This is a genomic window from Sporolituus thermophilus DSM 23256 (genome assembly GCF_900102435.1).
GTDB lineage: Bacteria > Bacillota > Negativicutes > Sporomusales > Thermosinaceae > Thermosinus > Thermosinus thermophilus.
The window spans coordinates 1-25,657 of record NZ_FNBU01000003.1 but is presented as its reverse complement, the minus strand read 5'-3'; the positions used below and the strand labels follow the sequence as shown (position 1 = coordinate 25,657).

23 protein-coding genes, 1 pseudogene and 1 riboswitch are annotated in these 25,657 nt (G+C 48.6%); of the genes and pseudogenes, 4 read left to right on the top strand and 20 right to left on the bottom strand.

The annotated features are described in order from the left end of the window. Positions 1-70: 70 nt before the first annotated feature. Entirely contained in the window at positions 71-1,426 is a 1,356-nt protein-coding gene (locus BLQ99_RS02635; RefSeq protein WP_093687869.1) for an amino acid permease, read from the bottom strand. A gap of 106 nt (positions 1,427-1,532) precedes the next feature. Next, positions 1,533-1,710, bottom strand: a riboswitch (Lysine riboswitch). 393 nt (positions 1,711-2,103) lie between these two features. Here BLQ99_RS02635 and BLQ99_RS02630 point away from each other — a divergent pair. Together BLQ99_RS02630 and BLQ99_RS02625 are read left to right on the top strand one after the other, a co-directional pair. Then, on the top strand, positions 2,104-3,330 hold the full coding sequence (locus tag BLQ99_RS02630) for an IS256 family transposase (RefSeq protein ID WP_093687867.1): 1,227 nt from the start codon (positions 2,104-2,106) through the stop codon (positions 3,328-3,330). 182 nt (positions 3,331-3,512) lie between these two features. Then, a complete protein-coding gene (locus BLQ99_RS02625) occupies positions 3,513-3,674 on the top strand; it encodes a DUF1836 domain-containing protein (protein ID WP_342721889.1) in 162 nt (53 codons plus the stop codon). Between the two features lie 609 nt (positions 3,675-4,283). Here BLQ99_RS02625 and nagB read toward each other — a convergent pair. The 7 genes from nagB to BLQ99_RS02590 all read right to left on the bottom strand — a co-directional run bounded on the left by nagB (position 4,284) and on the right by BLQ99_RS02590 (position 12,703). Continuing rightward, the gene (gene nagB, locus BLQ99_RS02620) at positions 4,284-4,997 is read right to left on the bottom strand and encodes a glucosamine-6-phosphate deaminase (protein WP_093687865.1); all 714 of its coding nucleotides are present in this window, start codon (positions 4,995-4,997) and stop codon (positions 4,284-4,286) included. A 41-nt stretch (positions 4,998-5,038) separates the two neighbouring features. Then, positions 5,039-6,058: an N-acetylglucosamine kinase gene (locus BLQ99_RS02615; protein ID WP_093687863.1), complete on the bottom strand. Its 1,020-nt coding sequence runs from the start codon at positions 6,056-6,058 to the stop codon at positions 5,039-5,041. Continuing rightward, positions 6,024-7,535 (bottom strand): argininosuccinate lyase, encoded by a 1,512-nt coding sequence (gene argH / locus BLQ99_RS02610; RefSeq protein WP_093687861.1) that lies wholly within the window; start codon positions 7,533-7,535, stop codon positions 6,024-6,026. The genes BLQ99_RS02615 and argH overlap by 35 nt, the downstream gene beginning before the upstream one ends. A 27-nt stretch (positions 7,536-7,562) precedes the next feature. Further along, a complete protein-coding gene (locus BLQ99_RS02605; protein ID WP_093687859.1) occupies positions 7,563-9,263 on the bottom strand; it encodes an ABC transporter permease in 1,701 nt (566 codons plus the stop codon). Between the two features lie 11 nt (positions 9,264-9,274). Next, on the bottom strand, positions 9,275-10,348 hold the full coding sequence (locus BLQ99_RS02600) for an ABC transporter ATP-binding protein (RefSeq protein ID WP_093687857.1): 1,074 nt from the start codon (positions 10,346-10,348) through the stop codon (positions 9,275-9,277). A gap of 72 nt (positions 10,349-10,420) precedes the next feature. Next, positions 10,421-11,485, bottom strand: a complete 1,065-nt coding sequence (locus BLQ99_RS02595; RefSeq protein ID WP_093687855.1) for an extracellular solute-binding protein — start codon at positions 11,483-11,485, stop codon at positions 10,421-10,423. Between the two features lie 6 nt (positions 11,486-11,491). Then, positions 11,492-12,703: an ROK family transcriptional regulator gene (locus BLQ99_RS02590; RefSeq protein ID WP_093687853.1), complete on the bottom strand. Its 1,212-nt coding sequence runs from the start codon at positions 12,701-12,703 to the stop codon at positions 11,492-11,494. A 245-nt stretch (positions 12,704-12,948) separates the two neighbouring features. Between BLQ99_RS02590 and BLQ99_RS02585 the strand changes: the two genes are divergently transcribed. Beyond that, entirely contained in the window at positions 12,949-13,485 is a 537-nt protein-coding gene (locus BLQ99_RS02585; RefSeq protein WP_093687851.1) for a pyruvate kinase alpha/beta domain-containing protein, read from the top strand. 54 nt (positions 13,486-13,539) lie between these two features. Here BLQ99_RS02585 and BLQ99_RS02580 read toward each other — a convergent pair whose 3' ends face one another. From BLQ99_RS02580 to BLQ99_RS02530, 12 genes and pseudogenes are all read right to left on the bottom strand, one after another. Further along, positions 13,540-14,232 carry an aspartate/glutamate racemase family protein gene (locus BLQ99_RS02580; protein ID WP_093687849.1) on the bottom strand — a complete coding sequence of 231 codons (693 nt, stop codon included), beginning with the start codon at positions 14,230-14,232 and terminating at the stop codon, positions 13,540-13,542. A gap of 248 nt (positions 14,233-14,480) precedes the next feature. Beyond that, positions 14,481-15,173, bottom strand: a complete 693-nt coding sequence (locus tag BLQ99_RS02575) for a response regulator (protein ID WP_093687847.1) — start codon at positions 15,171-15,173, stop codon at positions 14,481-14,483. Continuing rightward, positions 15,170-17,884: a sensor histidine kinase gene (locus BLQ99_RS02570; protein WP_093687845.1), complete on the bottom strand. Its 2,715-nt coding sequence runs from the start codon at positions 17,882-17,884 to the stop codon at positions 15,170-15,172. The genes BLQ99_RS02575 and BLQ99_RS02570 overlap by 4 nt, the downstream gene beginning before the upstream one ends. A 36-nt stretch (positions 17,885-17,920) precedes the next feature. After that, the gene (gene kdpC, locus BLQ99_RS02565; protein ID WP_093687843.1) at positions 17,921-18,499 is read right to left on the bottom strand and encodes a potassium-transporting ATPase subunit KdpC; all 579 of its coding nucleotides are present in this window, start codon (positions 18,497-18,499) and stop codon (positions 17,921-17,923) included. Positions 18,500-18,564: 65 nt separating this feature from the next. Continuing rightward, complete coding sequence (kdpB, locus tag BLQ99_RS02560) at positions 18,565-20,595, bottom strand: potassium-transporting ATPase subunit KdpB (RefSeq protein WP_093687841.1); 2,031 nt, start codon at positions 20,593-20,595, stop codon at positions 18,565-18,567. Positions 20,596-20,611: 16 nt separating this feature from the next. Continuing rightward, a complete protein-coding gene (locus tag BLQ99_RS15240) occupies positions 20,612-21,154 on the bottom strand; it encodes a potassium-transporting ATPase subunit KdpA (RefSeq protein ID WP_281240865.1) in 543 nt (180 codons plus the stop codon). Further along, a complete protein-coding gene (kdpA, locus tag BLQ99_RS02555; RefSeq protein WP_281240863.1) occupies positions 21,078-22,319 on the bottom strand; it encodes a potassium-transporting ATPase subunit KdpA in 1,242 nt (413 codons plus the stop codon). The genes BLQ99_RS15240 and kdpA overlap by 77 nt, the downstream gene beginning before the upstream one ends. Before the next feature lies 1 nt (position 22,320). Then, a complete protein-coding gene (gene kdpF / locus BLQ99_RS15395; RefSeq protein ID WP_093687839.1) occupies positions 22,321-22,407 on the bottom strand; it encodes a K(+)-transporting ATPase subunit F in 87 nt (28 codons plus the stop codon). A gap of 181 nt (positions 22,408-22,588) precedes the next feature. Continuing rightward, entirely contained in the window at positions 22,589-22,879 is a 291-nt protein-coding gene (locus BLQ99_RS02545) for a helix-turn-helix domain-containing protein (RefSeq protein WP_171904573.1), read from the bottom strand. 328 nt (positions 22,880-23,207) lie between these two features. Further along, positions 23,208-23,294, bottom strand: a complete 87-nt coding sequence (locus tag BLQ99_RS15390) for a hypothetical protein (protein ID WP_425440866.1) — start codon at positions 23,292-23,294, stop codon at positions 23,208-23,210. Between the two features lie 72 nt (positions 23,295-23,366). Continuing rightward, positions 23,367-23,513: pseudogene (locus BLQ99_RS15125) on the bottom strand (thiolase family protein); the annotation flags it as partial. A gap of 36 nt (positions 23,514-23,549) precedes the next feature. Continuing rightward, entirely contained in the window at positions 23,550-24,032 is a 483-nt protein-coding gene (locus BLQ99_RS02530) for an HD domain-containing protein (protein ID WP_093687833.1), read from the bottom strand. A gap of 160 nt (positions 24,033-24,192) precedes the next feature. Here BLQ99_RS02530 and istA point away from each other — a divergent pair. Next, positions 24,193-25,657, top strand: a 1,465-nt coding sequence (istA, locus tag BLQ99_RS02525) for an IS21 family transposase (protein WP_093687831.1), incomplete at its 3' end; no start/stop codon positions are given.

The window sequence follows — 25,657 nt, the reverse complement described above, 5'->3', positions numbered from 1 at the left end:
TTGCCTCAGAAAGCTTCGTCGAAGAATAATAACTGCAACAAGACCTTAATTAGTGAGGCAGTCTTAGCGGTTACGAATTAATATTTGCAGTTTCCATAACCGACTGGTTGCTAAGCTTCATATACAGATAAACGGGAATACCGATAAGGATAAGCAAAAAGCCATACATAACAGCCTCGGCACCGCTGCCGTAGATGGTCCACAGGGCATAAGCGAAGCCCAAGAGCGAGAGGAAAGAATTTTTGATAAAATTCCCAAAAGAGAACTGCCCGGTACGTTTGGACAGTAGCAGTATTTCGGCCGCCGCGGCAAAAACGTACGGCGGCAAAAAGGATAAGGTAGCTAATAAAATCATGAAGTTATAGGCCGCTGTCAGCGAATCTACATAGTTAAGGATAAGGATGACGTTAGCAATAATGCCGCTGACAATAAGCGAAGTGTGCGGCGTAGCAAACTTAGGATGAACGGAGGCGAGACCCTTAGGCAACAAACCGTCCTCGGCCGCGGCGAAACTGATGCGGGCAGTAGATAATACCCAGCCGGCAGTGGCGCCGAGGGTGGAGACAAGGGCGCCCAAAGCGATAAATTCCGAACCCCAGCCGCCGGAATACTGGTTGAGAATATCAGCCAGCGGCGAGGAAGATTGCGCGAGTGCATCTTGGCTCATCGTGCCCATGGCTACCAGGCTTATCGCCAGATACAGCACGGTCGTCAGGCCAATACCCCAGATGGTGCTCAGACGGACGTTGCGCTCCGGGTTTTGTATCTCACCGGCGGCAACGGTGGCCGACTCCAGACCGATGAACGCCCACAGTGTCGCGGTAGCGGCAGCCGAGATAGTTTCAATGCCCTTTCCCTCCGGAAACATCGGCCCGGCAATTTTGAGGTCGAAATGACCGGCGCCGACAATCACAAACACAATTAAGGGAACAACTTTCAAGATGGTAGTGATAAGGGTAACAAGACCGGCCTCCCGTACCCCTTTAATATTAATTAACGTGAAAAACCACAGCAGAAAAGATGTAATAGTAAAGGCCACAAGCCCATTTTCTTTAACGATCGGGAAGAAAAAGGATAAATAGCTGGCGAAAGCCGTTAAAATAGCAGCATTGCCGATAATAGCCCCAATCCAGTATGACCAGGCATTGATAAAGCCGGTAAACTCACCAAAGGCCATTTTGGAGAATGCGTACGGGCCGCCGGTTTGCGGGTATCGGGAGCCTAGATTGGCGAATGTCAACGCGAGCAGGATGGATCCGATGCCGGTAAAGGCCCAGGCCAGGAGCGAAGCCCCAGGGCCAGCGCTGTTGGCAAGCGTGTTCGGCATCATAAAAATACCTGAGCCAATCATGTTGCCCATGACCAGCGCGGTGGCCGCGGCCAACCCCAGCCCTTTTTTTAACTCAGGTCGCGGCTTGCTCTTCATAATGTTCTGTCCTCCTTCTTTAATCTTTATCAAAACAAAAAACAGGTACCGAGGAGATATCTCAGCACCTGTTCAAAGGCATTCTTGGGCCTTAGAGCCAACGTAGTTCTGAGATAGCGCTCCACCGAAATAAACATTTCGGTGACAGTTCTGTGCCTATTCGACCCAGACCCAGCCTGGGAAAACCGAGCAATTTTCCCAGACTTCGGCGACAACTCCTTTCGCAAAGACCCATTTGCTCAAAAGTCTTTGGTACTCTTAGTTATCGCGCCTCTACTCTACAGTTTCTTTATTTAAATTCCTACTAAAGTGTAGCAGCAAGTACATTACGTGTCAACTGGAGAAAAACAACGAAAATATGGAAAATATTCCCTTTAGAAAAAACGCGTATACTCGTTATTGAGATTATTGGGGTGTTATAACAGGTAATGTTGTAAGCGGCGGCGAAAATGTTTACGCGCCAAAAAAAAGAAACTGATAAGTCAGACTGATCCTGCGACTATAAAACCAAACGAGGTGCAGCATTTCAATGAAAAAAATTAACTTAACCGAACTAATCGAGCGTGTCCGCGAAATAAATAATATTCCGATTGAAGCAATCCCTGACATCGAGAATGTATTCTAAACTGTGTAAATGGCAATAATCTCCAATAGAATGATGAAAGGGAGATATCACCATGACACAGTTAAACGAAAAGGAAATACAGCTCGCAGCACTGATCTGCGAAGGCTGTACAACACCCGCCGAGCTGACGGCGAAACTCAAGAATTTGTTTTCCGGAGCGCTAGAAAAAATGCTTGAAGCCGAAATGGACGAGCATCTGGGTTATGAAAAGCACAGCGTTTTGGGAAATAACAGTGGCAATAGCCGCAACGGTTACGGCAAAAAGACAATAAAAAGCGAATGGGGCGAGAGCGAAATCAAGGTTCCGCGCGACCGAAACGGCACCTTTGAGCCGCAGGCCATCGAAAAAAGGCAGACACGCACTGACGACATCGAAGCGAGGGTTATGGCCATGTACGCCAAAGGTATGTCCACCCGTGATATTGAGGATCACCTCCGCGATATATACGGGGTAGAAGCCTCAGCGAGCCTCATTAGCCGGATCACTGACAAACTTATGCCGGCTGTCGTTGAATGGCAGTCGCGGCCTCTCGATGCTATATATCCAATCGTCTTCTTAGACGGGATCATGTTTAAAGTACGCAAGGACAGCCGTGTTGTCAATAAGTGCCTTTACTCCGTCTTGGGGATCAATCTTGAAGGGCGTAAGGAAATACTGGGGATATGGCTGTCAGAAAACGAAAGTGCGAGCTTCTGGGTTACCGTATGCAACGAGTTGAAAAACCGGGGCGTGGAAGATATCTTCATCGCATGTCGCGACAACCTTAGCGGGTTCTCGAACGCCATTGAGACGGTTTTCCCCAAAACGGAGCAGCAGCTGTGCGTGATACACCAGATCCGCAACTCCACAAAATACGTGCCGTACAAGGACATAAAGCCGGTCATGGCGGATTTAAAGAAGGTGTACGGAGCGCCGACGTTGGAGGATGCAGAATACCGACTGGAGGAGTTTCGTGAAAAGTGGGGCAGGAAATACCCGCAAATCCTTAAATCATGGGACGCAAACTGGGCGGAGCTGTCCACCTATTTCAAGTACCCGCAGGAGGTCCGTACACTGATATACACCACAAACGCGGTGGAGGGCTTCCATCGGATGTTACGCAAGTTCACCAAGACCAAGACGATATACCCGACGGACGATGCGGTTAGGAAATCAGTCTATATGTCAGTGCAGGAAATATCCAAGAAATGGAGTATGCCGATCCGAAACTGGGGAATAATATTCGGACAGTTGATGATCTTCTTTGAGGATCGGCTACAGGGTAAAATGGCTATATAGCCCAGGGGCTCTGCCCCCGGACCCCCGGGGTTTATCGCTTTTGTTTTCCAGGGCGGCAGTAAAAGGCGGCTCCTATAGGAATCCGCCCTGCCAAACCTCACTCGCCGCTCGGGTCGCTCCCCAGCGTTGCCCTATCCTGCGTGTGAATAAAAGCATTATTATTATGCACAAATTATTGTTAGATTATTCCATTTACACAGATTGCCGGACACTCCCCTGACATCGAATTATATATGGATCAACTATTAAGCTTTCTTAATCAACGCTTAAATCCCCAAGGTATAAAAACGGACAGCCAGATTTTTACCAAAACAATGATAAATAACCCTCCTCGATCATTTTAAATGCGGTTTACAAGGTTGTTAATTATTAGTATCAGACCAACCGTGGCTAAGGAAATAGCGGCTGTAATTCCATAAGCAAAAGCAGCATAGCTATAAATGTCCATTGTTCTCCCTCCCTTCAATTATGTTAAATAGCAGAACGAATAGTCATGGTTGTACACAATATACAGTGCATTATATACATTAATAAAACATAAAAAGTTATCACCTCTTTATCTAAGCTACTGGTGATAATTTTGGTGGTTTTCAATACTACGTGAAGTAGTTCATAGTGTTGAAAATAAAGAACACCTGGTTTGTTTTGATTATTCAAAACAAACCAGGTGTAGACTACTAAGCGCCCATTACCTTTCCGGCAATAGACCGTAAACTCCACGGCTTGTATCCCGGCTTTTTGTATAGGAACAAATTCCCATCCAATCCGCCCCGCATATACATTTGCCGCATAAGTATATTTAATTTACGGCGCAAATGAAAAAAGGAATCAATTTTAATTTAATGATACCAAATTCTCAATTATTATTCAATATGTAATTATCATTGGTGTGTTTAACTTGTGACATTGTTCCCAACCCTTCTATATCAAGGGGTTGGGGGTAGCCGTACTATTCAAATCTTGATATCGGTAATTATCGTCACATCCCTATGCAATTGCAAAATGCTGGCGGGAACAATCGTGCTGACTTCGCCGTACACCGCCTTGCGCAATATTTCTTTTTTATTATCGCCGCTGACTAACAGCAGTATTTTGCGCGCTTGCATGATTGTGCCAATGCCCATGGTGATTGCCTGTCGTGGCACCAAGTCCATACTGGAAAAAAAGCGCGCATTGGCTTTGATGGTTTCGGGCGTTAGGTCGACTACATGCGTCCGTATCGCAAGATTGTGCGAAGGTTCATTAAAGCCGATATGACCGTTTAGACCAAGACCCAGTATTTGCAGATCAATCCCGCCCGCCTGTTCAATTTTCGCGTCGTATCGGCGGCATTCTTCGGCAAGGTCAGGAGCAATCCCATTAGGAATATTGATGTTTTCCGGCTTTAGCCCAGCTTTAATCCAAAAATGAGCTTTCATATACATTGCGTAGCTTTGCGGGTGATCCGGCCCCAGGCCTACATACTCATCCAAATTAAAAGTACACGTTTCGGCAAAACTTATTAACCCTTCTTCCACTAAACGGATCAAATATCTATACATACCGATCGGCGTTTCCCCTGTTGGCAGGCCAAGGACTAAAGCTGGATTACGCAACACTTCCCGTGCCACCCACCGGGCAGCCATTTGGCTCATGGCCTGGTAGTCGCTCGTATATATATACTCCATGCCTCTGCTCCCCCCATAAAACCATTCAAGTAACATTTATGTTATTTAATGTCAAAAAGCTGGCTGTTTAGCCGAGCCAATACCTTACGATGATCAATATCTTCATACATTAGCGCCCGCAAAACGCTACCACAGATTGGGGGGTATTGCGCGTCGACAAATTCCGCCTGCGGACATTCTGTTCTTATTACATCAATCAGCATAGCGCGCAAAAAAGTCGCTTTTTGCAACACCCCGCCTGACAACAACAAATAAAAAGGCGTCTGGCGAAGACCGAGGCGATTGATAACTGACATGGCGAGCTGTTTTAAGCTTAACACCGCATCCATCACAATGCCGCGCGCTTTCCAATCGCCCTCCTCGGCCAAACGGCAAACAACAGGAGCTAAGGCAGCAACTTGGTCAACGGAAAAGCTCGAACTATATACCCAGTCGACAATATCTTCCGGATCTGCAAACGCCAGCTGGTCCAATATCGCCTTTACAACACCGGATTCCCTTTCCCGTCCGTCGTAAACGTACATGACATGCGTCAACGCCGCTTTGCCGATGGCATAGCCACTGCCGGCATCATCAAGAAGATATCCCCATCCCCCTGCTCTTGAACGGTTCCCTTGCTTAGTAATTCCGCATGCTATCGAACCTGTTCCGGCAATAACCAAAACGCCATTCTCATGACCAATGGCACCAAGTAAGCTAATTATTCCATCATTGTCAACAATCGTTTCTTCGCTTTCTATGCCCAAACGCGCCAGCATTCTGGCAACGGCGTCAGAAACTAGGCGATAATCCTTGCGGGTATCAAGACCAGCAAGGCCAAACACGGCCGCCTTCAACTTGCGTTTCTGCCTGGACGGTGCTAGCGCTTTTCCAATCGCTTCCTCCAAGCTTCTTATTGCGACTGTTATTCCTACATTCTGGTAATTGCACGGTCCGCTACGGCCGCTACCCAGTACATCACCGTCAGTCGTGCACAGCACCGCCCGACAATTGGTTGCACCGCCATCAACGGCTAATATTAAACCTTCATGCTTTTTCGCTCCAGCTGTGCCCAACTTCATCCAACCACTCCAATGCCTTCTTTATCCGCAGCTGAATATCGATCACTGCAGCTTTGTTAGCTGCCAGTATCGGCCGGCGCTTGTTTATCATCCGTTCCACCTCGACAGGCGCCGGTCCACCGGGCAAACACCGGCGCATAACAAAGTTTACCGGATCAAGCGCCTGCGATATCATTTCATCATTTACAGCGATGGCTTTCCCCAATACCTCCTCCGCAGCGGCTGCCACCAGCCGGGCATCAATCCGGCGCACACCGATTTTCGCCGCAAGTGCTGTCTTGACCGCCTTTTGCACCACCGCATGCGCTTGCCGGAAAGATATCCCGCACTCTCTAACCAGTGTGTCCGCAAGTTCGGTAACGGTAGCAAAGCTTTCGCGGGCTCTGGCCAACAAAACATCGCTGTTTACCGTCATCGTGCCGATTACCGCCGCCGTTAGCCGATAAAGCTGCGTCGCAGTTGTAAGAGCTTTCCAAAGGTACGGCTGCATGTCATCTTCGGTGTCGACGATATCGCCAAACGGCGTATTGTGCAACATGGTCAAAACTGTTTCACAAAGCCCGGTCACACTAGAGGCGAGCGAACGAATATGCTCAAAAGATACCGGGTTACGTTTTTGCGGCATAATTGAACTTATCTGCACATAAGGCTCGGCGGCCGTCACCGCGCCAAACTCCTGGGTAGACCACTGCAGAAAATCGCTAATATATCGGCCTAAACTAATCATGGACATTTTGAGAGCCAATGCTGTTTCCCCTAAATAATCGCCGCCGGCAATAGCATCATATGAATTTTCGATAAAGCCGTCAAAACCAAGCAGTTCAGCCATCCTTTGCCGGTTGATCGCGAAACCGGAAGTGGTAATTGCCGCTGCGCCCAACGGGCTTTGGTTGACCGTGTCAAGCGCCGCCGTCAAGCGCTTATAGTCCCGTCCGAGCGAATCAAGCATGGCCATAAGGTAATGCGCCATTGTCGTCGGCTGTGCCTGCTGGGTATGGGTATAACCAAGCATAATCGTCAGCTTATGCTCGTCAGCGACTTCAAGCACTGTTTCCTTAAGCTCGACAAGCGCAGCTAACGCTTCAAGCAATTTTTCCCGGATAGCCATGCGGTACATCGCTACCCCCATGTCGTTGCGGCTGCGCCCCAGGTGAAGGTTGCCGGCGATCTCACCCGCTTCTTCTATCAACAGGTGCTCCACTTGAAAAAACAAATCTTCAAACTTTCCCGTATATGTTGTCCGTTGAATCCTGTCGTCAGTGACATTGAGGATTGCTTTCATGATGCGGCAGGCGTCGCTTTGCTTTACCAATCCCTGCTCGACAAGCATAATCAGCTGAGCCTTATTTACGGCCATCATCGGCTTGAATAAATGCGCTTTTGCCTCCTCGTAGGCGGGCGCTAAAACCGTTTCCGCGTAAATCCGCCCGGGAAAACTCCTGCCTTCTCTCGCGAAAATCTTTTGGCGAAAATGCATGGTTCTGCCTCCAAAATCAAATTTAGCCTAACTGCAAGACGTTCCCATCTTGTCGCCGGTAAGTTTTTGCGTAACAAATAGTACGGTCGCAATCATCACAATCTGCAGCGTCCCGTAGGCGCAGGCAGCGCCAATCTCATAGGCGTACATGCGCTGGAAAATTGCCACCGATAGTGGCGTGGTATTGACCGTAAACAACAAAATTGATGCTACAAACTCGCCGACGCCCTGCACAAAGGCCAGCAATGTTCCGGCTAATATGCCGCTTGCCGTTACAGGCAACACTACCCGCCGAAAACTGTACCACCATGATGCGCCAAGGCTGCGCGCTGCATCTTCGATCGAAGGATCAAACTGAGCGAATGTCGCCGCGCTTGACCGAAACACAAGCGGTAAATTTCGGACAAAATATGCTAAGGGTAAGATCCAGTACGTACCTACCAGCACCTGGTTCAGACTCCATAACGTTGGCTGATTAAAGGCGGCGATAAGGTTAATGGCTACGACCGTGCCTGGCAGCGCCCAAGGTATCATAATAATCATGTCCATCAAATATTTCCCTTTAAAATCAAAACGAGACATCAGGTAGGCCGCTGCCACGCCGAATACTACATTGCCGATTGTCGCAAGCATGCTCATTTCAAAACTAGTGCGAATTGGCGCCCAAGTTCGGCTGTCGGTAAACAGCTTAAAATAATGATCAAACGTATAGTGCGGCGGCAGCGCTTGGGTAGTCCAACTCGCTTCCACGACAAAAGATAATAAAACAATGGTAAAGATAGGCAGCAACAAAATTACAACGCCAATCACCGACAATACGATGGCAGCCATTCTCCCCAAGCGGCTTGTTATCTCGCTGCGATGCGCACTGACGCCTTTACTCTGGTTGATATAATTGCGCCGTTCTTGGTACCAACGCATAATAAACAGCAAAGCGATTGAAACACTAGATAATATCACGGACTGCGTCGCCGCCATATCCAAATTGCCGTTTGTCCGCGATAAATAAATCTGCATGGTCATTGTCCGTTCGATGCCAAAAATCAACGGAGCGGTATATGAAGCCATCGACATCATAAATACGAGCAACGAAGCGGAAATAATTGCCGGCGTAAGCATTGGCAAAATAATTTTGCGCCAAACTTGCCACCTACTGGCCCCCAGACTGTAGGCGGCTTCTTCCAAGGAATGGTCAAACCCGGCGAGTGCTGCCGAAGCAGTCATATAAAAATACGTGTACATAGTAAACGTATGCACAGCGATAACGCCGGCGATGCCTTTTAGATAAAACGGCACTTGCGCTAAACCAAAAAGTTCTTTAATTAAGCGCGGAATTATCCCGCTTTCACTGAACAGGAAAACAAAAGATAACACGCCAACAAGCGGGGGCAAACCCATCGGCGCCATGACCAAGACGGACAATATTCTTCGCCCGGGGAAGTCATAGCGAGTCAACAGAAACGCCATCGTAACGCCGACTATACCGCAAGAGACTACGCTCAACACCGATATAAAAATACTGGTCAATAAGGCCTCAAGATGCGAACTATGTTGCCAGTCAAAAAAATTAAGGTAGTTAATGCCCGATAAACCGGTTTCGGTCTGTAGGCTTTCCCAAAATGTCTGCAGCATGGGATAAACTACATAACCGGCTAGAACAAGCGCTAATGGCGCAATCAAAACATAGACAAACCATGGCGAGGTAGTAATCATTGCCCAGCGCTTCATTTACCTCTCCCCTATTCCACAAAATAAATATCATTTTTATTTACGGTCAGCGCTATCTCCTCGCCGCGGTTTAAAACCTGAAATCCGGAATTAATAACCATGGCTTTGACCGCTATTTGTTCAGCCTGGACAAGATAGCTGACGCTAATGCCTGCAAACTCAGCCAGGCCAACTTTGCCGCGGACGATATTGGCCACGTCCTCATCATTGACAAGACGGAAAGCTTCCGGTCTAATCGAAAGCACCACGCGACTGCCAGGAGCGAACGATACGCCTTTATTGGCATTGCTGCGCAGCCCTACAAGCTTATGGTTGGCCGCTTTAACGACAACATCGCCGCCGTTTACTTCCTCGACCGTAGCAGTTATAAGGTTGGTTTCGCCAATAAAGGAAGCAACAAATCTATTGCTAGGGCGTGCATAGACGCTTATAGGGTCGCCAATCTGCTGGACTTTACCTGCGTTCATGACCATGATCCGGTCGGAAAGCGCCATGGCTTCGGCTTGGTCATGCGTAACATAGATGGTGGTTATCCCTAATTCCAGCTGCAGCCTTTTTATCTCGGCGCGGGTTTCTTCCCGCAGTTTCGCGTCAAGGTTTGACAACGGCTCGTCTAAAAGCAGAATATCCGGCTCAATCACGATTGCTCTGGCTAAAGCCACCCGCTGCTGTTGCCCTCCTGACAGCTGATTAATCTTTCTGTCGCCTAACCCGCTTAGGCGTACTAAATCCAGCGCTTTAGCAACCTTGGTACGGATTGCATCTCTGCTCATTTTTCTCACTTCAAGGCCAAACGCAATATTTTCCGCAACCGTCATATGGGGAAAGAGCGCGTAATTTTGAAAAACCATGCCTATATTGCGTTTGTTGGGCGGCAAAAAAGTAACATCGCGGTCGCCGAACTTGATGCAGCCTGTACTAGGATAATAAAACCCCGCAATCATGCGCAGCGTGGTCGTTTTGCCGCAGCCGCTCGGCCCTAGAAAAGTAAAAAATTCCCCCGCTTTAATTTGGACATTTATGTCTTCCACTGCCGTAACCTGGTCAAATCTTTTGGATACATTTTCCAGGGTTATTCCTAACATAAATACCTCCTTAGCAAAACATCCGGGCAGTACCGTAAATGCAGCAAGCGGGCGGAACATCCGCCCGGCTCGCTATTTTGCACCTTTACCTTTAATATTTTGATCCCAATATTGCATCCATTCTTTTTCCTTTTCCGCCAATACCAGCCAATCGATGTTCAGCGGCTTGAGATTTAAGCCTTTATACCAATCGGGCATTTTATCCTTGCTAATATCTGTTCTGGTTGGGATTTGATAAGTCTTATGCGCTAGTTCTATTTGCAATTGCTCGTCAAATAAAAATTCATAGAACTTCTTGGCGGCCTCGCTGTGTTTGGCACCTTTTATAATGCCAACACCATCAACCAGGATAGGCACGCCACTGGCAGGTAGCGCGAAATTCAACGGCCGGCCGTGTTTTTCCCGCTGCAGCAGCACGTCCTGTAAATTCCATAGACTTAATTTGCCTTCCTCGCGGGTCAACTTGATATAGAGCGTGGCAGGATCAGTCGCGTATTCCTTAGTGTTAGCATCAAGTTTCGCCAGCCAATCATACCCCTTTTGCGGATTGTTGGGGTCTTGACGGTAAATCATGGCCGAATAAATTGTCCGCATCGTACCGGAAGGCAGTACGCCCCGGATGATTATTTGTCCCTTGTATTTGGGGTCGAGCAAATCATCCCAATCTTTGGGCAAATCTTCTTTTTTCAATGCCTTATCATTGTACATGATAACTTCCGGCAACAACATTTCTCCATACCAACGGTCCTGACTATCCTTATACATGGCGGGAATCTTATCGGCAAATGTCGGTTTGTAAGCTTCCAGCAATCCTTCTTTGGCAGCCGTCATTAATGCCGCCTGCGTACCGCCCCACCAGAAATCGGCTTGGGGATTATTCTTTTCGGCCCGCACCCGCTCCAAAATTTGCTGTGCCCCCATCGTCATAACTTGGACATCGTAGTCGGGGTATTTCTGCTTGAACTTCGGGATTACCAGCTCGGTCACCGGATTTTCCCTTGCTGTGTAAATAACCAGTTTCTTTTCTTGGGCCGGCGCATTGCCCGCCTTGTCCTTGGCGCCGCCGCAACCTGCAAGACTCGCCATCAACGCAATGCCACAGCAACATGCCAAAATTTTTTTCATTTTGCTACCCATGTTTTGTTATCCCCCTTCTCCTCTCATCGCATTTTTCAGGCTACCACTCAAAGATCGGTCCGACTCCAGCACCTGGTAGACTGCCCCCATTATACCGGCCCGTTCGCGCAACTCGGCAAACTGCACCTCGGGAACAACCGGCACTAGCTTGGCCAAGTTGGTGCGAATAAAGTCAATTCCCCAGGCGCCGATATATGGCATATCACCCCCTAAGATGACCAACTCCGGATTCAATACGCTGACAACATTGGCGATGCCATAGCACCATTTCAGGCATGCCTCTTCCAGCAACGACCGAGCAACCTCACAGCCAGTCGCTTCTCGCACCAGCTTTAGAATTATATTTTCCGCGTGATCAGTCGCTAAATGGTTTAACCCCGGCGTCTTTTTTACCCGGTTGTAAAGCGCCAATGTCGAATAGTTGCCTTCAAATGTTCCATACTTATCACTAATCCGCGTTTCCAGCCTGCCAATCATCATATAGCCGATCTCACCGGCCGCGTCAGCAACGCCCCTGTATAATTGCCCGTTTAATATAATGCCTGCGCCAATGCCGGTACCAACGTAAATATACACCACATGCTGACGGCCTTTTCCCGCCCCTTTGTAAAATTCACCCAAAGCCATAAGATTGACATCATTATCAACCATAACCGGCAAAACGAACCTTTGTTCCAGTTCTTCTTTAATCGGCCAGTCATGCCAGTCAGTAATCGGCGAAAAGCTTATTTTGCCGCTGCCGCGCCGCGTAATGCCCGGCAAACCAACCCCAATCCCCAGAAGGCGCTCGCTATCTACCGCGCTGGTTTTAAGAAATGTTGCGATACATTCCTGAAGATAAGCTGATAAATCTTGTCCGGCAAAGCTTTGTTCAACACGAATACTCTGCGCGGCGACAATCGCGCCGTCAAGGTTGGCTAAAGCCAATTCAAGCCTCATGCCCTCAAAGACTGCCGCCATAATAAAAAACTGATCGGAATTTAATTCAAGCAGGATTGGTTTGCGCCCGCCGCTTGATGCTCCCTCGCCAACTTCTCTAAGCAAACCTTCCTGCAATAGCTCACTGACAATTGCCGACACACCCGGCTTGCTGAGCGAAGTCATCTTTGCCAGACTCGCGCGGGACAGCCTGCCATTTTCGCGTAGACACTGCAGTATTGCCTCACGATTTAAGCGTTTTATCGTTTGGACGTTTCCGGGCGGCTTAGCTTTTGGCATTTTTTCCTCCGTTAGTTAAGTTTACTAACTAAGTCAGTTACGACACAACCATTCGAAATTCCTTCACAAGATCTAAAAAATGTTAAAAATTCAGGCTACACTTTCATAGTAATATAAAAATCCTGCAAACCGGATAAATCCGCTGGCAGGATTTTTATAACCGATGAGATAAGAATAGGTACAATTGAATACCCTTCCCTGTACCATTGGTTTTGCCAACTCATTTTTTAATGCGAGGTGACAAAATGTATTGGAAGTCTGCAGGGCCCATTCATACGGCCAAAACAGTGCAATTAGCCATACAAAAAGCTAAAGAGTCCGGAATTAGCTCGATTGTTGTTGCATCTTGCAGCGGAAAAACGGCTGAAATGGTTGCCGGAAAAGTGGAAAATGTGGTGTGTGTAACCCATGTCAACGGCTTTGAAAAACCCGGAACCAACGAGATGGCGCCACAAATGCGCGCCCACCTTACCGAAAAAGGCGTAAAGCTACTAACGACCACGCATGTACTGTCAGGCGCGGAGCGCGGCATCAGCCGTAAATTCGGCGGCGTTTACCCCGTCGAAATCATCGCCCACACGTTGCGCATGTTTGGCCAGGGCGTCAAGGTATGCGTGGAAATCGCCGTCATGGCATTAGACGCCGGACTTATCCCGTACGGTGAAGACGTTATTGCCATTGGCGGTACCGGCGAAGGCGCCGACACGGCCGTGGTAATACGCCCGGCACATGCGGCCAATATTTTCGACACATATATTGCGGAAATTATTTGCAAACCATAGCGTGATTTGTATGGAAGCTTACTTGTGAAATGTAGGAACTTTCACGTTTTACCTTTATGCAAGCATATCGTTTAATATCGCATCAATATGGATCTGCGTTGTGTCCAAAAGCAAAACGTCCAAATCATTTTCCTGTATTATAAGCGGCAGTTCGGTGCAGCCGAGAATCAACGCATCTGCATTTTTCTCAGCTATCATTCGCTTCGCGATCTGTAGTATTGTCCTTTTATCTTCCGGTAAAACGATGCCCTCTTGCAAATTCGGGAAAATAATATTATGGATCGCCTTTTGCTCATCTGCCGTGGGGACAAATGCATCAATCCCGTATTTCGCAAACGCATTTGAATATAGCCCGCTGCTCATCGTAAAAGCCGTGCCGAATATCACAACGCTTTTGCAATTCTTTGATTGTGCGTATTTGCACGTTTCGTCGACGATGCTTATAAGGGGCAAAGGGGATTGGCTATTGACTTCATCGAATACGATATGGGCAGTATTGGCCGCCATGGCCGCAAACTCGGCCCCACCGGCCGCCAAATTTTTTATTGAGCCGACCAACCGGTTAATAAACATATCCCATTGCTTGTTGGACACATAAGCGTACATTTCGGCAAGATTTAAGCTGTCAATAATCATTTGCGGATAATTGTCGCTAGCTGTCCTCACCCGATAACCCTCGGTGATGCCTTTGTAGTAATCCAACGTGGATGCCGGGCCAATCCCGCCTACCAGTCCAAATTTTTTCATTATAAACACCTCCAGTAAATATTAGCATCGTTTCAAATATTGTTTGATTATACTGACCTAATCCATTAGCCATCTCCCATTCCAATAATTACCACTTTATATAATACAACGCTAACCATTCTTTTCCTGCCCCTGGGCTTAAAGTGACCTAAAGCCCTAATAATTTCCGTTACAAAAGAAAACCCCTTTGAAGCTGGTTTGCCTGCCCCAAAGGGATTAGGAAGAACAAGAAGATAACGACCTTTTCGTTAATTATGGCACATCAGACGATACCCAACGCCGGATTCGGTAATAATATACCGCGGCTGCGCCGGATTTTCTTCGATTTTCCGGCGCAGCTGGCCGATATATACCCGGATATAATGAGTATCTTCCACATAAGTACTGCCCCACACCGCCTTTAGCAGCTGTTTATGAGTCAGCACTCTTCCCCGGTGTTGCGCTAAAACTTTAATCAGTTCGTACTCTGTAGGCGTCAGCTTGATTTCCCGTCCGCCTACGCTAACACGCCGCCCGACCAAGTCAATAACGAGGTCGCCGCAAGAAAGGACCGGCTCAGTTTCGGATGATGCGGCCCGGCGCAAAGATACCCGCATCCGGGCCATAAGTTCGCCCATGCTGAAAGGTTTTGTTACGTAATCGTCAGCTCCGGCATCAAGAGCGTCAATTTTTTCCTGCTCCTGATCGCGTACGGTAAGTACGATGATCGGAGTCTGCGACCAATCTCGTATTGCTTTAACCACGTCTTTACCGTCCATATCCGGCAGGCCCAGGTCTATAATTATCAGGTCCGGCTTAAACGTCGCAGCGCGTACGACGCCGTCCGCACCGGTAGTTGCCTCGTCAAATTCATAGCCATGCGCGCCAAGGGATACCTTGAGTAGTTTGCGAATCTGCGGTTCATCGTCCACTACTAAGATGCGAAGTCTTTTTTCCGTCATTTCGCACCATCCTTTTCGGAAAATATTGGCTCTTCGCCTCCCGTTGGAATCTTAAAGCTGATGATTGTTCCCCCGCCCTCGCGTCTTTCCGCCCAAATAATGCCGCCGTGCGCCTCAATTATTCCTTTGCAAATCGATAGTCCCAAACCGGTACCGCTCACATACTTCGGCTGCTGTCCCCGATAGAATTTATCAAACACCCTGCCTAAATCTTCTTCCGATATTCCTACGCCGCGGTCAAGCACCGAAACTTTTACCCATTTTTCCTCTGCTTCCGCCGTAATTGATATTTCGCTTCCCCGCGCCGAATACTTCATGGCGTTGTCAATCAGATTTATTAATACTTGCTCAAGCAGAACGCAATCCGCTTTCAGTAAAGGAGTGTCTGGCGCAACATTAATCTCCAGAGAATACCGTTGCGTGGAATCGCGGAGTCTTTGCAACGCGGCGCCGATAATATCCTCAATATCACACCAGTCGATTTTAAGTTGCATCATGCCGCTTTCAAGCCGTGCCGTATCCAGAAGGTTGGTGACCAACCTCTCCATTCGCGCGGCGCCTTCCTGGATATTTTCTAACAGTTCGCGCCGGGCCGTTTCCGAATAAACCGGCTCGGCATCAAGCAAGGTAGACACAGACCCGACAATAGTTGAAAGCGGCGTCCGCAGTTCATGGGAAATCGAATTAAACAAAGCCGTGCGCAAACGGTCGGATTCGACTAACAGCGCCGCTTCCCGCGCCTTGTCAGCCAACCTGACCCGTTCTATGGCTATTGCGGCCAGACCGGCCCAGGCATCGATAAGCCTTTTTTCTTCAAGCAACACTTGTTTGTCTGTCATATGGACTCCCATCACACCGACAACATTATCCGTGGTTTTTAACGGAATATACAGATAATTCGCGCTTGGTAACGTATCGGTAGACCGTCCTGCCGCCTGTCCATGTTCAAATGCCCAACTCGCCACGGCCAACTCCGCCGGATCATCCGTAAGGCAAAACGAAGCGTTTGGTTCAAGATAATGCCCGGCCCGCAAGGTAAGTTTCCCGTTCTGCTCCGGCATCATGACCACGACGGAACGCCCGATTGTTTCGGCGGCTTGTTTGACAAGCTCGCCGGCAATCACATCCAGATCGATTACGGCCGCAATTTCCCGGCTAAAATCGTAAAGCGCCCGTGTACTCCGTTCCCGCTGACGGGCCGCAGACGCCTCGGCCCGTAACAGTTCCGTGCGTCCGCCAATGACAAAAGCCACAATAAGAAAAGTAAGGAAACTCCAACAATACCGTATATCGGCAACAGTAAACGTAAATACCGGCGGAACAAACAAAAAATCAAATACCGCCACTCCGCACACTGCGGTAAAGTAAGACGGCCATCTTCCCCACCAGAAAGCGCTCAAAGTAACCGGTAGTTGATAGAGTAACGCAATATTGACGATTTCCAAATATTCTTTCAGCAATAAACCAAATACTGTAACCGCCAGACACATCCATAAGCCGCCGGCATATGGCTTCCAGCTAAAAGGTTCTATGTCCGGCGCTGTTTTAACGTTTGATTTGGCCTTTTCTTCGGCCGTCCCTCGTATGACATAGACATTGATCCCGCCGCTCTCGCGGATCAGTTTGTCTACCACCGATCCACGCCATAAATCCCACAGCCGGCTGTGACGCGGCTTGCCGACTACGATCGAGGAAACATTTTTCGCCCGGGCAACGTCCAAAATTTCCTGCACAAGATTATTACCTACAACCGTGAGTGTTTTGGCGCCGAGTTCCTCAGCCAAGCGCATGTTGCCGGCTACCCTGTCACGATCTTTTTCATTCAACGGGCGCCTGGCCGGGGTTTCGATATGAACGGCAATCAATTCTGCCTGCAGACCGCGCGCCAGCCGCCGCGCCGCCCTGATAAGCTGCGCGGAAAACGGACTCGCGCTGACGCACACCATGACACGCTCGGCAGCCGGCCACGGCCCTTCGATCCGGTGCTCGCGCATGTAATCGCTCATGTCTTTGTCGACGCGGCTCGCGGTATAACGCAAGGCAAGCTCGCGCAACGCATTGATGTTGCCCGGCCGGAAGAAGTTGCGCAAGGCCTGTTCTGCCTGTCCGGGAACGTAGACTTTTCCTTCCTTTAGACGTTTGATAAGTTCCTCCGGGGGAATATCGATCAGTTGGACGCTGTCCGCCTGCTCGATAATATAGTCGGGCACGGTTTCCCTGACCACTACCCCGGTAATTTGCGCAACAATATCGTTTAAGCTCTCGATGTGTTGAATATTAAGCGTTGTATAAACATTAATCCCCGCCTGTAGCAGTTCCTCCACGTCCTGAAAACGCCGCACATGGCGAGAGCCGGGTATATTGGTGTGGGCCAATTCGTCCACCAGCACCAACTCCGGCTTTCGGTCAAGAATCGCGTCAATATCCATTTCATATAGCCGCTTCCCACGGTACTCAATCTGCCTGGGTGATATCCGGGGCAGCCCGGTAACCAGCCGTTCGGTTTCTTCCCGTCCATGGGTATCCACCCAGCCAATAACTACATCGACCCCCTCCTTGAGACGGCCGTGAGCTGCTTCCAGCATAGTATACGTCTTACCGACCCCTGCCGCCGCTCCCAAAAAAACAGTCAGTTTCCCCCGTGTCTCTTTATGAATGCGTTCCAGTAAAGCATCCGGGTCGGGCCGTTTCTCCTGACTTCCGTTTGGCATAATATTCCCCCGCATCTATAACGCCCTCAGGTTGGCTTAACGTTGCAAAGCGTCTAACGCTAAGTTAAGTTCTAGAACATTGACTCTGGGTTCACCCAGTATACCAAATTGGCGGTCTTTAATATGGTTATTAATTAACCGCTGCACTTCGTCAACGGTAAGGCCGCGGCTGTTCGCCACCCGCCGCGCCTGCAGATAGGCATAATCCGGTGAAATATCCGGGTCCAGTCCGCTGCCCGAGGCGAGCACCGCATCTGCAGGAACTTTTTGACCAGGTAAAAGATTATTCGCGGAACGCACATTATCCAGACGTTCAGCTACGGTTTCTATCAATTTTTTATTGGTCGGTCCCAAATTGGAACCTGCTGAAGCGGCGGCATTGTACCCATTTTGTCCCGCAGCCGACGGCCGTCCATGAAAATATTCGTTTTTTTGGAAACTCTGCCCAATGAGGAGCGAGCCAATCGGTTTTCCGTCTTTCATGACAATTGACCCGTTAGCTTGAAAAGGAAACAAGACCTGAGCCAATCCGGTCAGAGCCAAAGGATAAGCTAATCCGGTCAACACCGTCATGATCATCAATAGCAAAAACGCATTTTTTAACTGTTTCCACATCTTCCGTCAACATCCTTTTACTTCCAAATTGCTTCTTGCATTTTGTCTTTATCTGGTGCCATTCTTCATACAAGTCTTAGCGCTACAATAATCATGTCGATGATTTTAATGCCGATAAACGGTACAATCAAGCCACCAACACCATAGATAAGTAGGTTTCGTTTTAATATTACATCCGCGCCTACCGGCTGATATTTAACGCCCCGCAGCGCAAGCGGTATCAGACCGATGATAATCAGCGCATTAAAAATGACCGCGCTTAAAATCGCGCTTTCCGGAGTCGCCAAGCGCATTATGTTAAACGTATTTAACACCGGGTACGTCCCGGCAAACATGGACGGAATAATAGCAAAATATTTAGCGACATCGTTAGCGATACTGAAGGTCGTCAGTGAGCCGCGCGTCATCAAAAGTTGCTTACCGATCTCAACGATTTCGATTAATTTCGTCGGATTGCTGTCAAGGTCAACCATATTGCCGGCTTCTTTCGCCGCCTGTGTGCCGCTGTTCATGGCCACGCCGACGTCGGCCTGCGCCAATGCCGGGGCATCGTTCGTGCCGTCGCCCGTCATCGCGACGAGCATACCTTTTTCCTGATATTCCCGGATTAACCTTAGCTTGGCTTCCGGCGTCGCTTCGGCAAGAAAATCGTCTACTCCCGCTTCCGCCGCGATTGCCGCTGCCGTAAGCGGATTGTCCCCAGTTATCATAACGGTCTTAATGCCCATTTGCCGAAGCTCGCGGAAGCGTTCTTTAATACCGCCTTTAACGATATCCTTCAGGTAAATAGTCCCCATAACCTGTGCGCCTTGTACCACAACCAGCGGTGTACCGCCGGCTTTAGCAATATTTTCACAAACTAATTTTACACTTTCCGGGAACTCGCCCTTTTCCTGGCGAATATACCGCTCGATTGCGTCCATTGATCCCTTGCGTATTTTTGTCCCCCGCAGGTCGACCCCGCTCATCCTGGTCTGAGCCGTAAAAGGAACAAATTCCGCGCCGAGAGCTGACAAATCCCGTTCCCGGATATTATATTTTTCTTTCGCCAAGACAACGATACTCCGCCCTTCAGGCGTTTCGTCAGCTAAAGAAGCCAATTGCGCGATATCAGCAAGTTGCGCTTCGCTAACCCCCGGCGCCGGGATAAATTCGGTCGCCATTCGGTTCCCCAGCGTGATTGTACCGGTTTTATCGAGCAATAATACGTTTACGTCGCCGGCTGCCTCCACGGCGCGCCCGGACATAGCAAGCACGTTTCGCCTTAACAAGCGGTCCATGCCGGCAATGCCGATTGAACTTAACAGACCGCCGATAGTGGTTGGGATAAGGCAGACTAACAGCGAAATCAAAATGGTTACAGGAATCAAAGTTCCCGAATAGATTGCATACGCCTCGATGGTCGCGACAGCAACAAGAAAGATAATGGTCAAACCTACCAGCAAAATGGTCAGAGCAATTTCATTGGGAGTTTTTTGCCGCTTAGCTCCTTCGACCAGTGAGATCATCTTATCCAGAAAGGTCTCACCGGGGTTAGCGGTAATTTTTATTTTGATCCAGTCCGATAAGACGCGTGTTCCGCCGGTGACAGACGACCTGTCACCGCCCGCTTCGCGGATTACCGGCGCAGATTCGCCGGTAATGGCGCTCTCATCGACAGAGGCCATCCCTTCGATAACCTCGCCGTCGCCGGGAATAAATTCGCCGGCACTTACCAAAACTATGTCGCCTTTTCGCAGTTCGGCAGCGTCAACTCGCTTCGTGCCATTTGCGGTTACTTTATTGGCTTTCATTTGCGTACGTGCGCTGCGCAGCGCCTGCGCCTGCGCCTTTCCCCGTCCTTCCGCGATTGCCTCGGCGAAATTGGCAAAGAGAACGGTGAACCAAAGCCAGGCCGTAATTTGCAAAGTAAAGAATACATTTGCGGTACTGCCTGTTATTATGTCACGCGTCATCAGGGCGGTTGTCAGCAGCGCGCCGACATAAACGATGAACATGACCGGGTTTCTAAGCTGAGTTTTGGGGCTTAGTTTGCGAAACGATTCTTGTATGGCCTCGATGAAAATTTTTTTATCAAAACTGCTGAGGGCACTCATCTTTCAGCTATCTCCTTTAAAATGTTGTTCCCTGAAGCATTAGCAGCTGCTCGACTATCGGGCCGAGAGCCAACGCGGGGAGAAACGTCAGCGCGCCGACTATTAATACCACGCCTGCCAGCAAAATAACAAACAACCATCCGGTTGTCGGAAACGTGCCGGGACCGGGGGGCGAAATTTTCTTTTCGGCCAGACTGCCGGCGATAGCCAGCGCCGGGACAATAACGCCGAAGCGGCCGAAAAGCATAGCAACGCTTAGCCAAAGGTTATAGAACGGTGTGTTTGCCGCCAGACCGGCAAAGGCACTGCCGTTATTCCCCGCCCCCGAGGAAAAGGCATATAAAATTTCGCTCAGTCCATGCGGACCGGGATTGGCTATGGACGCCGCATTTGCCTCAACCACTGCAGCAACAGCGCTCAACAGGAGAATTGTTACGGCGGGAATTAATACCGCGAGCGTTGCCATCTTAATTTCCCCAGCCTCAATTTTTTTCCCGAGGTATTCGGGTGTCCGCCCTACCATGAGACCTACAATAAACACAGTAAGCAAGACATACATCATCATTCCATAGAAGCCGGCGCCTACGCCTCCGAAAACCACTTCCCCCGAGCATCATCTGCAGCAGCGGGACCAAACCGCCGAGAGGCGTATAGCTATCATGCATTGAGTTGACAGCGCCACAAGACGCTGCCGTCGTGATCGTGGCAAATAAAGACGAACCGCCAATACCAAAACGTACTTCCTTGCCTTCCATCGCTGTTGGGCCGTCCAGACCCATAGCAGCTAAAATCGGATTACCGGATAGCTCACTGTAATAATTTGTCAGCAGCATTCCCACAAACAAAAATATCATCGTCGCCAGCACTGCATAGCCCTGGCGCCGGTCATCAGCCATCTGCCCGAAAACAAACACGGTAGCTGCCGGAATTAAAAATATACTGAGCATTTCCAAGAAATTGGAAAGCGGCGTAGGATTCTCAAAGGGATGGGCCGAGTTTGCATTAAAGAAGCCGCCGCCGTTGACCCCCAACAGTTTTATTGCTTCCTGCGACGCGACCGGTCCCATGGCAATCTTTTGTTCGCCGCCTTCAAGCGTTTGTACGGTTACATACGGTGACAAATTCTGAATGACACCCTGCTGAACAAGGACCAAAGCAAACAAAATGGACAACGGCAACAAGATCCAAACCGTACAGCGCACCACATCGCTCCAAAAATTGCCAATATTGCCAGCTGTTTTACAGGTTAATCCCCGGATTAATGCCATTGCTACCGCCAAGCCGGTCGCCGCCGACAGAAAGTTTTGCACGGAAAGGGCTGCCATTTGCGTGAAATAACTCATTGTCGTCTCGCCGCTATAGGCCTGCCAGTTCGTATTCGTCATAAAGCTGACCGCCGTATTCAAGGCCAAATGCCACGGAGATACACCCGCTATTCGTTCAGGGTTAAACGGAAGAACATCCTGGAATACCTGAATCAAGTACACAGCCAGCAGCCCCATCAGGTTAAACACGATCAGGGAAGCTGCATACTGCCGCCAATTCATCTCTTGGGTAGCATCAATTCCGCTTAGCCGGTATATACCTTGCTCTATCGGCCGAAAAACAGGATCAAAAACCGTCTTTTCATGCGCAAACACTTTTTTCATATAAATACTTAGCGGCCATGCCAATACCAACAAGGCCGCAAGGTACGTCCCAAACAGGGCTAAATCGCTTATCATGTTAAAACTCCTCCGGTTTCATCAAAGCATAGGCCAGATAAATAAGTAACAGCATCGTGATCACTGCAGCCAACCATAACTCAGCCATGTAATATTGCCTCCTTGGGAATAATCCTTAGTAATTACAGCCATAGTATACCCCCGTCTCAGGTCAAAATGGCGTCAAAAAAATTAGCGTGGCCGTAAAAAAAATGTCAAGGAACCAGCATCCAACTACCAACACACACAAAAAAAGCACCCCATTATCCGGAATGCCTGCCAATGCCCAGTCAACACTCTTTTCTCTTAAATTTACCATATACTTTAAGATGACAGCCGCAATCTTTACGTACCAGGATAAGATCGCCGTCATCGTCGCAAACGCAATCACAACCCCCTACCAAGTCAGGAATTGTCACGCCTAGCGCATCTGCCAGCCGTGAAATTGTCTCCGTCCCCGGCCGCCATTTATTTTCTTCATAGTATTGAATTGCCAACAACGAAATGCCGACTCTTTCAGCTAACTGTTCCTGACTTAACCCTTTTGCGATCCGCAGCAGACGTATATTATCCCCTATCATACCCAATCCTCGCATTCTTTACATTTCTCTGACCACTCTTTACAAACTCACCAGTAAAAACAAACCTATCGGTATCCATGGCGTAAAGTAAGCAAAGCTAAAGTAAACCAATATAATTGTAATTCTTTCCCTTGTAAAAAAATGATAAAGAAATACGCCAAAGGTGTAAATATTTTGTAAAGATGGGTTTGCCAAAAAATAAAACAATGCTTCGCAAAAAATCCAGCGAAGCATTGTTTATTATCTTCCATCCTTTTTCACATAATATGTTTTCGGGTACAACAACCTCTGGACATACAATGGAAAGTTCATCCATCGTTTTAGTGATTCAAAAAAATTCCCCTTGGTATGCCCACATTGGAATCGTCTCCCTAGCATCCAATTTACAAACCCCTACATTCTCCTGCAAAGCCATAAAAACTAATTTTTTCTCAGACATAATTCACAAATCTCCTCTACATACCTTCACTAGAAATTACTGAAGTCGTTAACAACTTCTTTTAAGTCTAAAATTCGCAAACGCCAGATAATTAAGCGCTTGGGACATGCTTTCAAATCCTACGGCCACAGCAGCGTCCGTTTTGCCCAGCATTATTGACTGACCGAAAAGTTCAAATGCTTTCATACCAGATCCGCACTGCTGGTCACCATTATGTAAGTTTAGCCAGCACTAAGACAGTTCGCTATACCCTAGCTCAGCTATAACCTTTTTTAAACGTTCACGCTGTTCGGGTCGCTCAAGTTCGTCGCCATATTGGTAGCAATCAAGCACATCCGCATCCTTGACAATCTCCTCCAGCGGCGTGCCAACAACATGCTTATTGCTGTGGTTTTTAACTGCTTGCGCAAGTTTTTCTATCTCGTCATTGGTAAACAGCCCAATTTCCGCGAGAAACTCTTTTACTGGCTCATAGCCATTTACCGCATGATAGGCTTGCTTGCCGGTCACGATCCGACCGTAGTCATGCAGCGAGCAAGCTATCGCCGCCATTTCCGGCTCAATGTTGCGCTTGGCCGCTAAAAGCAGGCCAATTTTGGCACAGCTAACCATATGTATTTTTTCCCATTCGATCGGGTAGTCCCGTTCGGCCGTATGTTTATATTGATTAATTTTATTAAGCAGTTTGGATTGAACTAATAAAATTTTGTTCATGGTTACCTCCCTGTTTATGGCAAAATAAAAGTGCAGAGATTGGCATCCTAAAAATGCAGAGCTGAAATTCCAGTTTGGCATAAAAAGAGGCACTTGCCAACAACCAAATAATCCCTTACCGTAAAGTTGCTGAGACTAACACGGGAGGGGAATTGAAAGGATGTTGACATTGCCTCAGCAACAGTATATCAGACTTATGCGTGAAGTTGAAGGGTGTACAATCTCTGAAATCGCCAGAAACAGAAACATATCTTGGCGAACGGCCAAAAAGTACGCAGATAAAAACGACTGGAATATAGACTTTGGCCCTCGCATTAGGCAAAAACCTGTCATGGAGCCATTTCAGGAGGTCGTCGATACTTGGCTGGCAGAAGACCGTCAGCTGCCCCGTAAGCAGCGGCATACTGCCGCCCGGATTTATCAGCGACTGAAAAATGAATACGGCTTTACCGGCAGCGACCGGACTGTCCGCGCCTATGTCCAAAAACGCCGAGAGCAGATGGCCGTGGAAGATGCTCAGGCCTATCATCGCCTTGAGCACCCCGGCGGTGAAGCTCAGGTTGATTTTTGCACTGTACAGGTAAGTAAAGATGCAAAGCTGATGGAGTACAAGCTGCTCGTAGCTTCCTTTCCTTACAGCAACGCAGCCTTTGTCTATCCGGTACCACGGGAAAACCAGGAGTGCTTTCTCGAAGGCCTCAAGCGCTTGTTTGAAAAAATGGGCGGCGTACCTACCCGGATATGGTTCGACAACCTTTCGGCGGCAGTGGTGTCCGTCGAAAAAGACGGCCAACGAAAATGCACGGATGCTTTCCTTAGGTTTTGCGCCCACTATCGGTTTGATGCCGTATTTTGCAACCCCAACAAAGGCAATGAAAAAGGCCATGTGGAAAACAAATGCGGTTATAGTCGCCGGAACTGGTGTGTACCTATACCGGTATTTACCGACCAAGAAACCTTTGCACGCGAATTGACAGAGATCGAACAAGCTGACCGGCAGCGCCCTCACTATGCCAAAGGCGTCACGATCGAAGAACTGTGGCACCAGGAAACCCCTAAACTCCTCGCCTTGCCTGATAAGCCCTACGAAGTGTTGCGGTTAGATAGTGCCAAAGTTAACGGTTATGGCGAAATCCGCTTTGATAATGCCAGCTTTTTTCTCCCTGGCGTACAACCTGATGCCGACGTCTTACTAAAAGTGTTTTGGAACCGGATAGAAGTGTATGACAGCGATTACCAAAAGCTAGCCCAATTCCCCCGGCCATACACCGGCAAAACCATGGACATCCCCTGGCGGGAAGTATTGCAAAGTTTGCAGAAAAAGCCGCGCAGCGTTAACCATTCGCAGTTTGTCCGGCTGTTGCCCCTGGTTATCCAGCAGTTTGTTTTGGCCCGGGATGCCGGTGGCGCTCCCAATGAAATAAAACTGCGCCTCGGCTGGCTTAGCGAGTGGCTGACATGTTACCGGCTGGATGAGATAGCTCAGGCACTTGAAAAAGAGTGGCTTGCCGATGGCCATACAGGTGCTTTTTGTGACCGGATGATACATAGACTGTATACTATTCGTAATCCGCAAAAAACGCTGCCGGAAGTATTGCCGACCGCTCGCGAATTGCCGGCTGCTG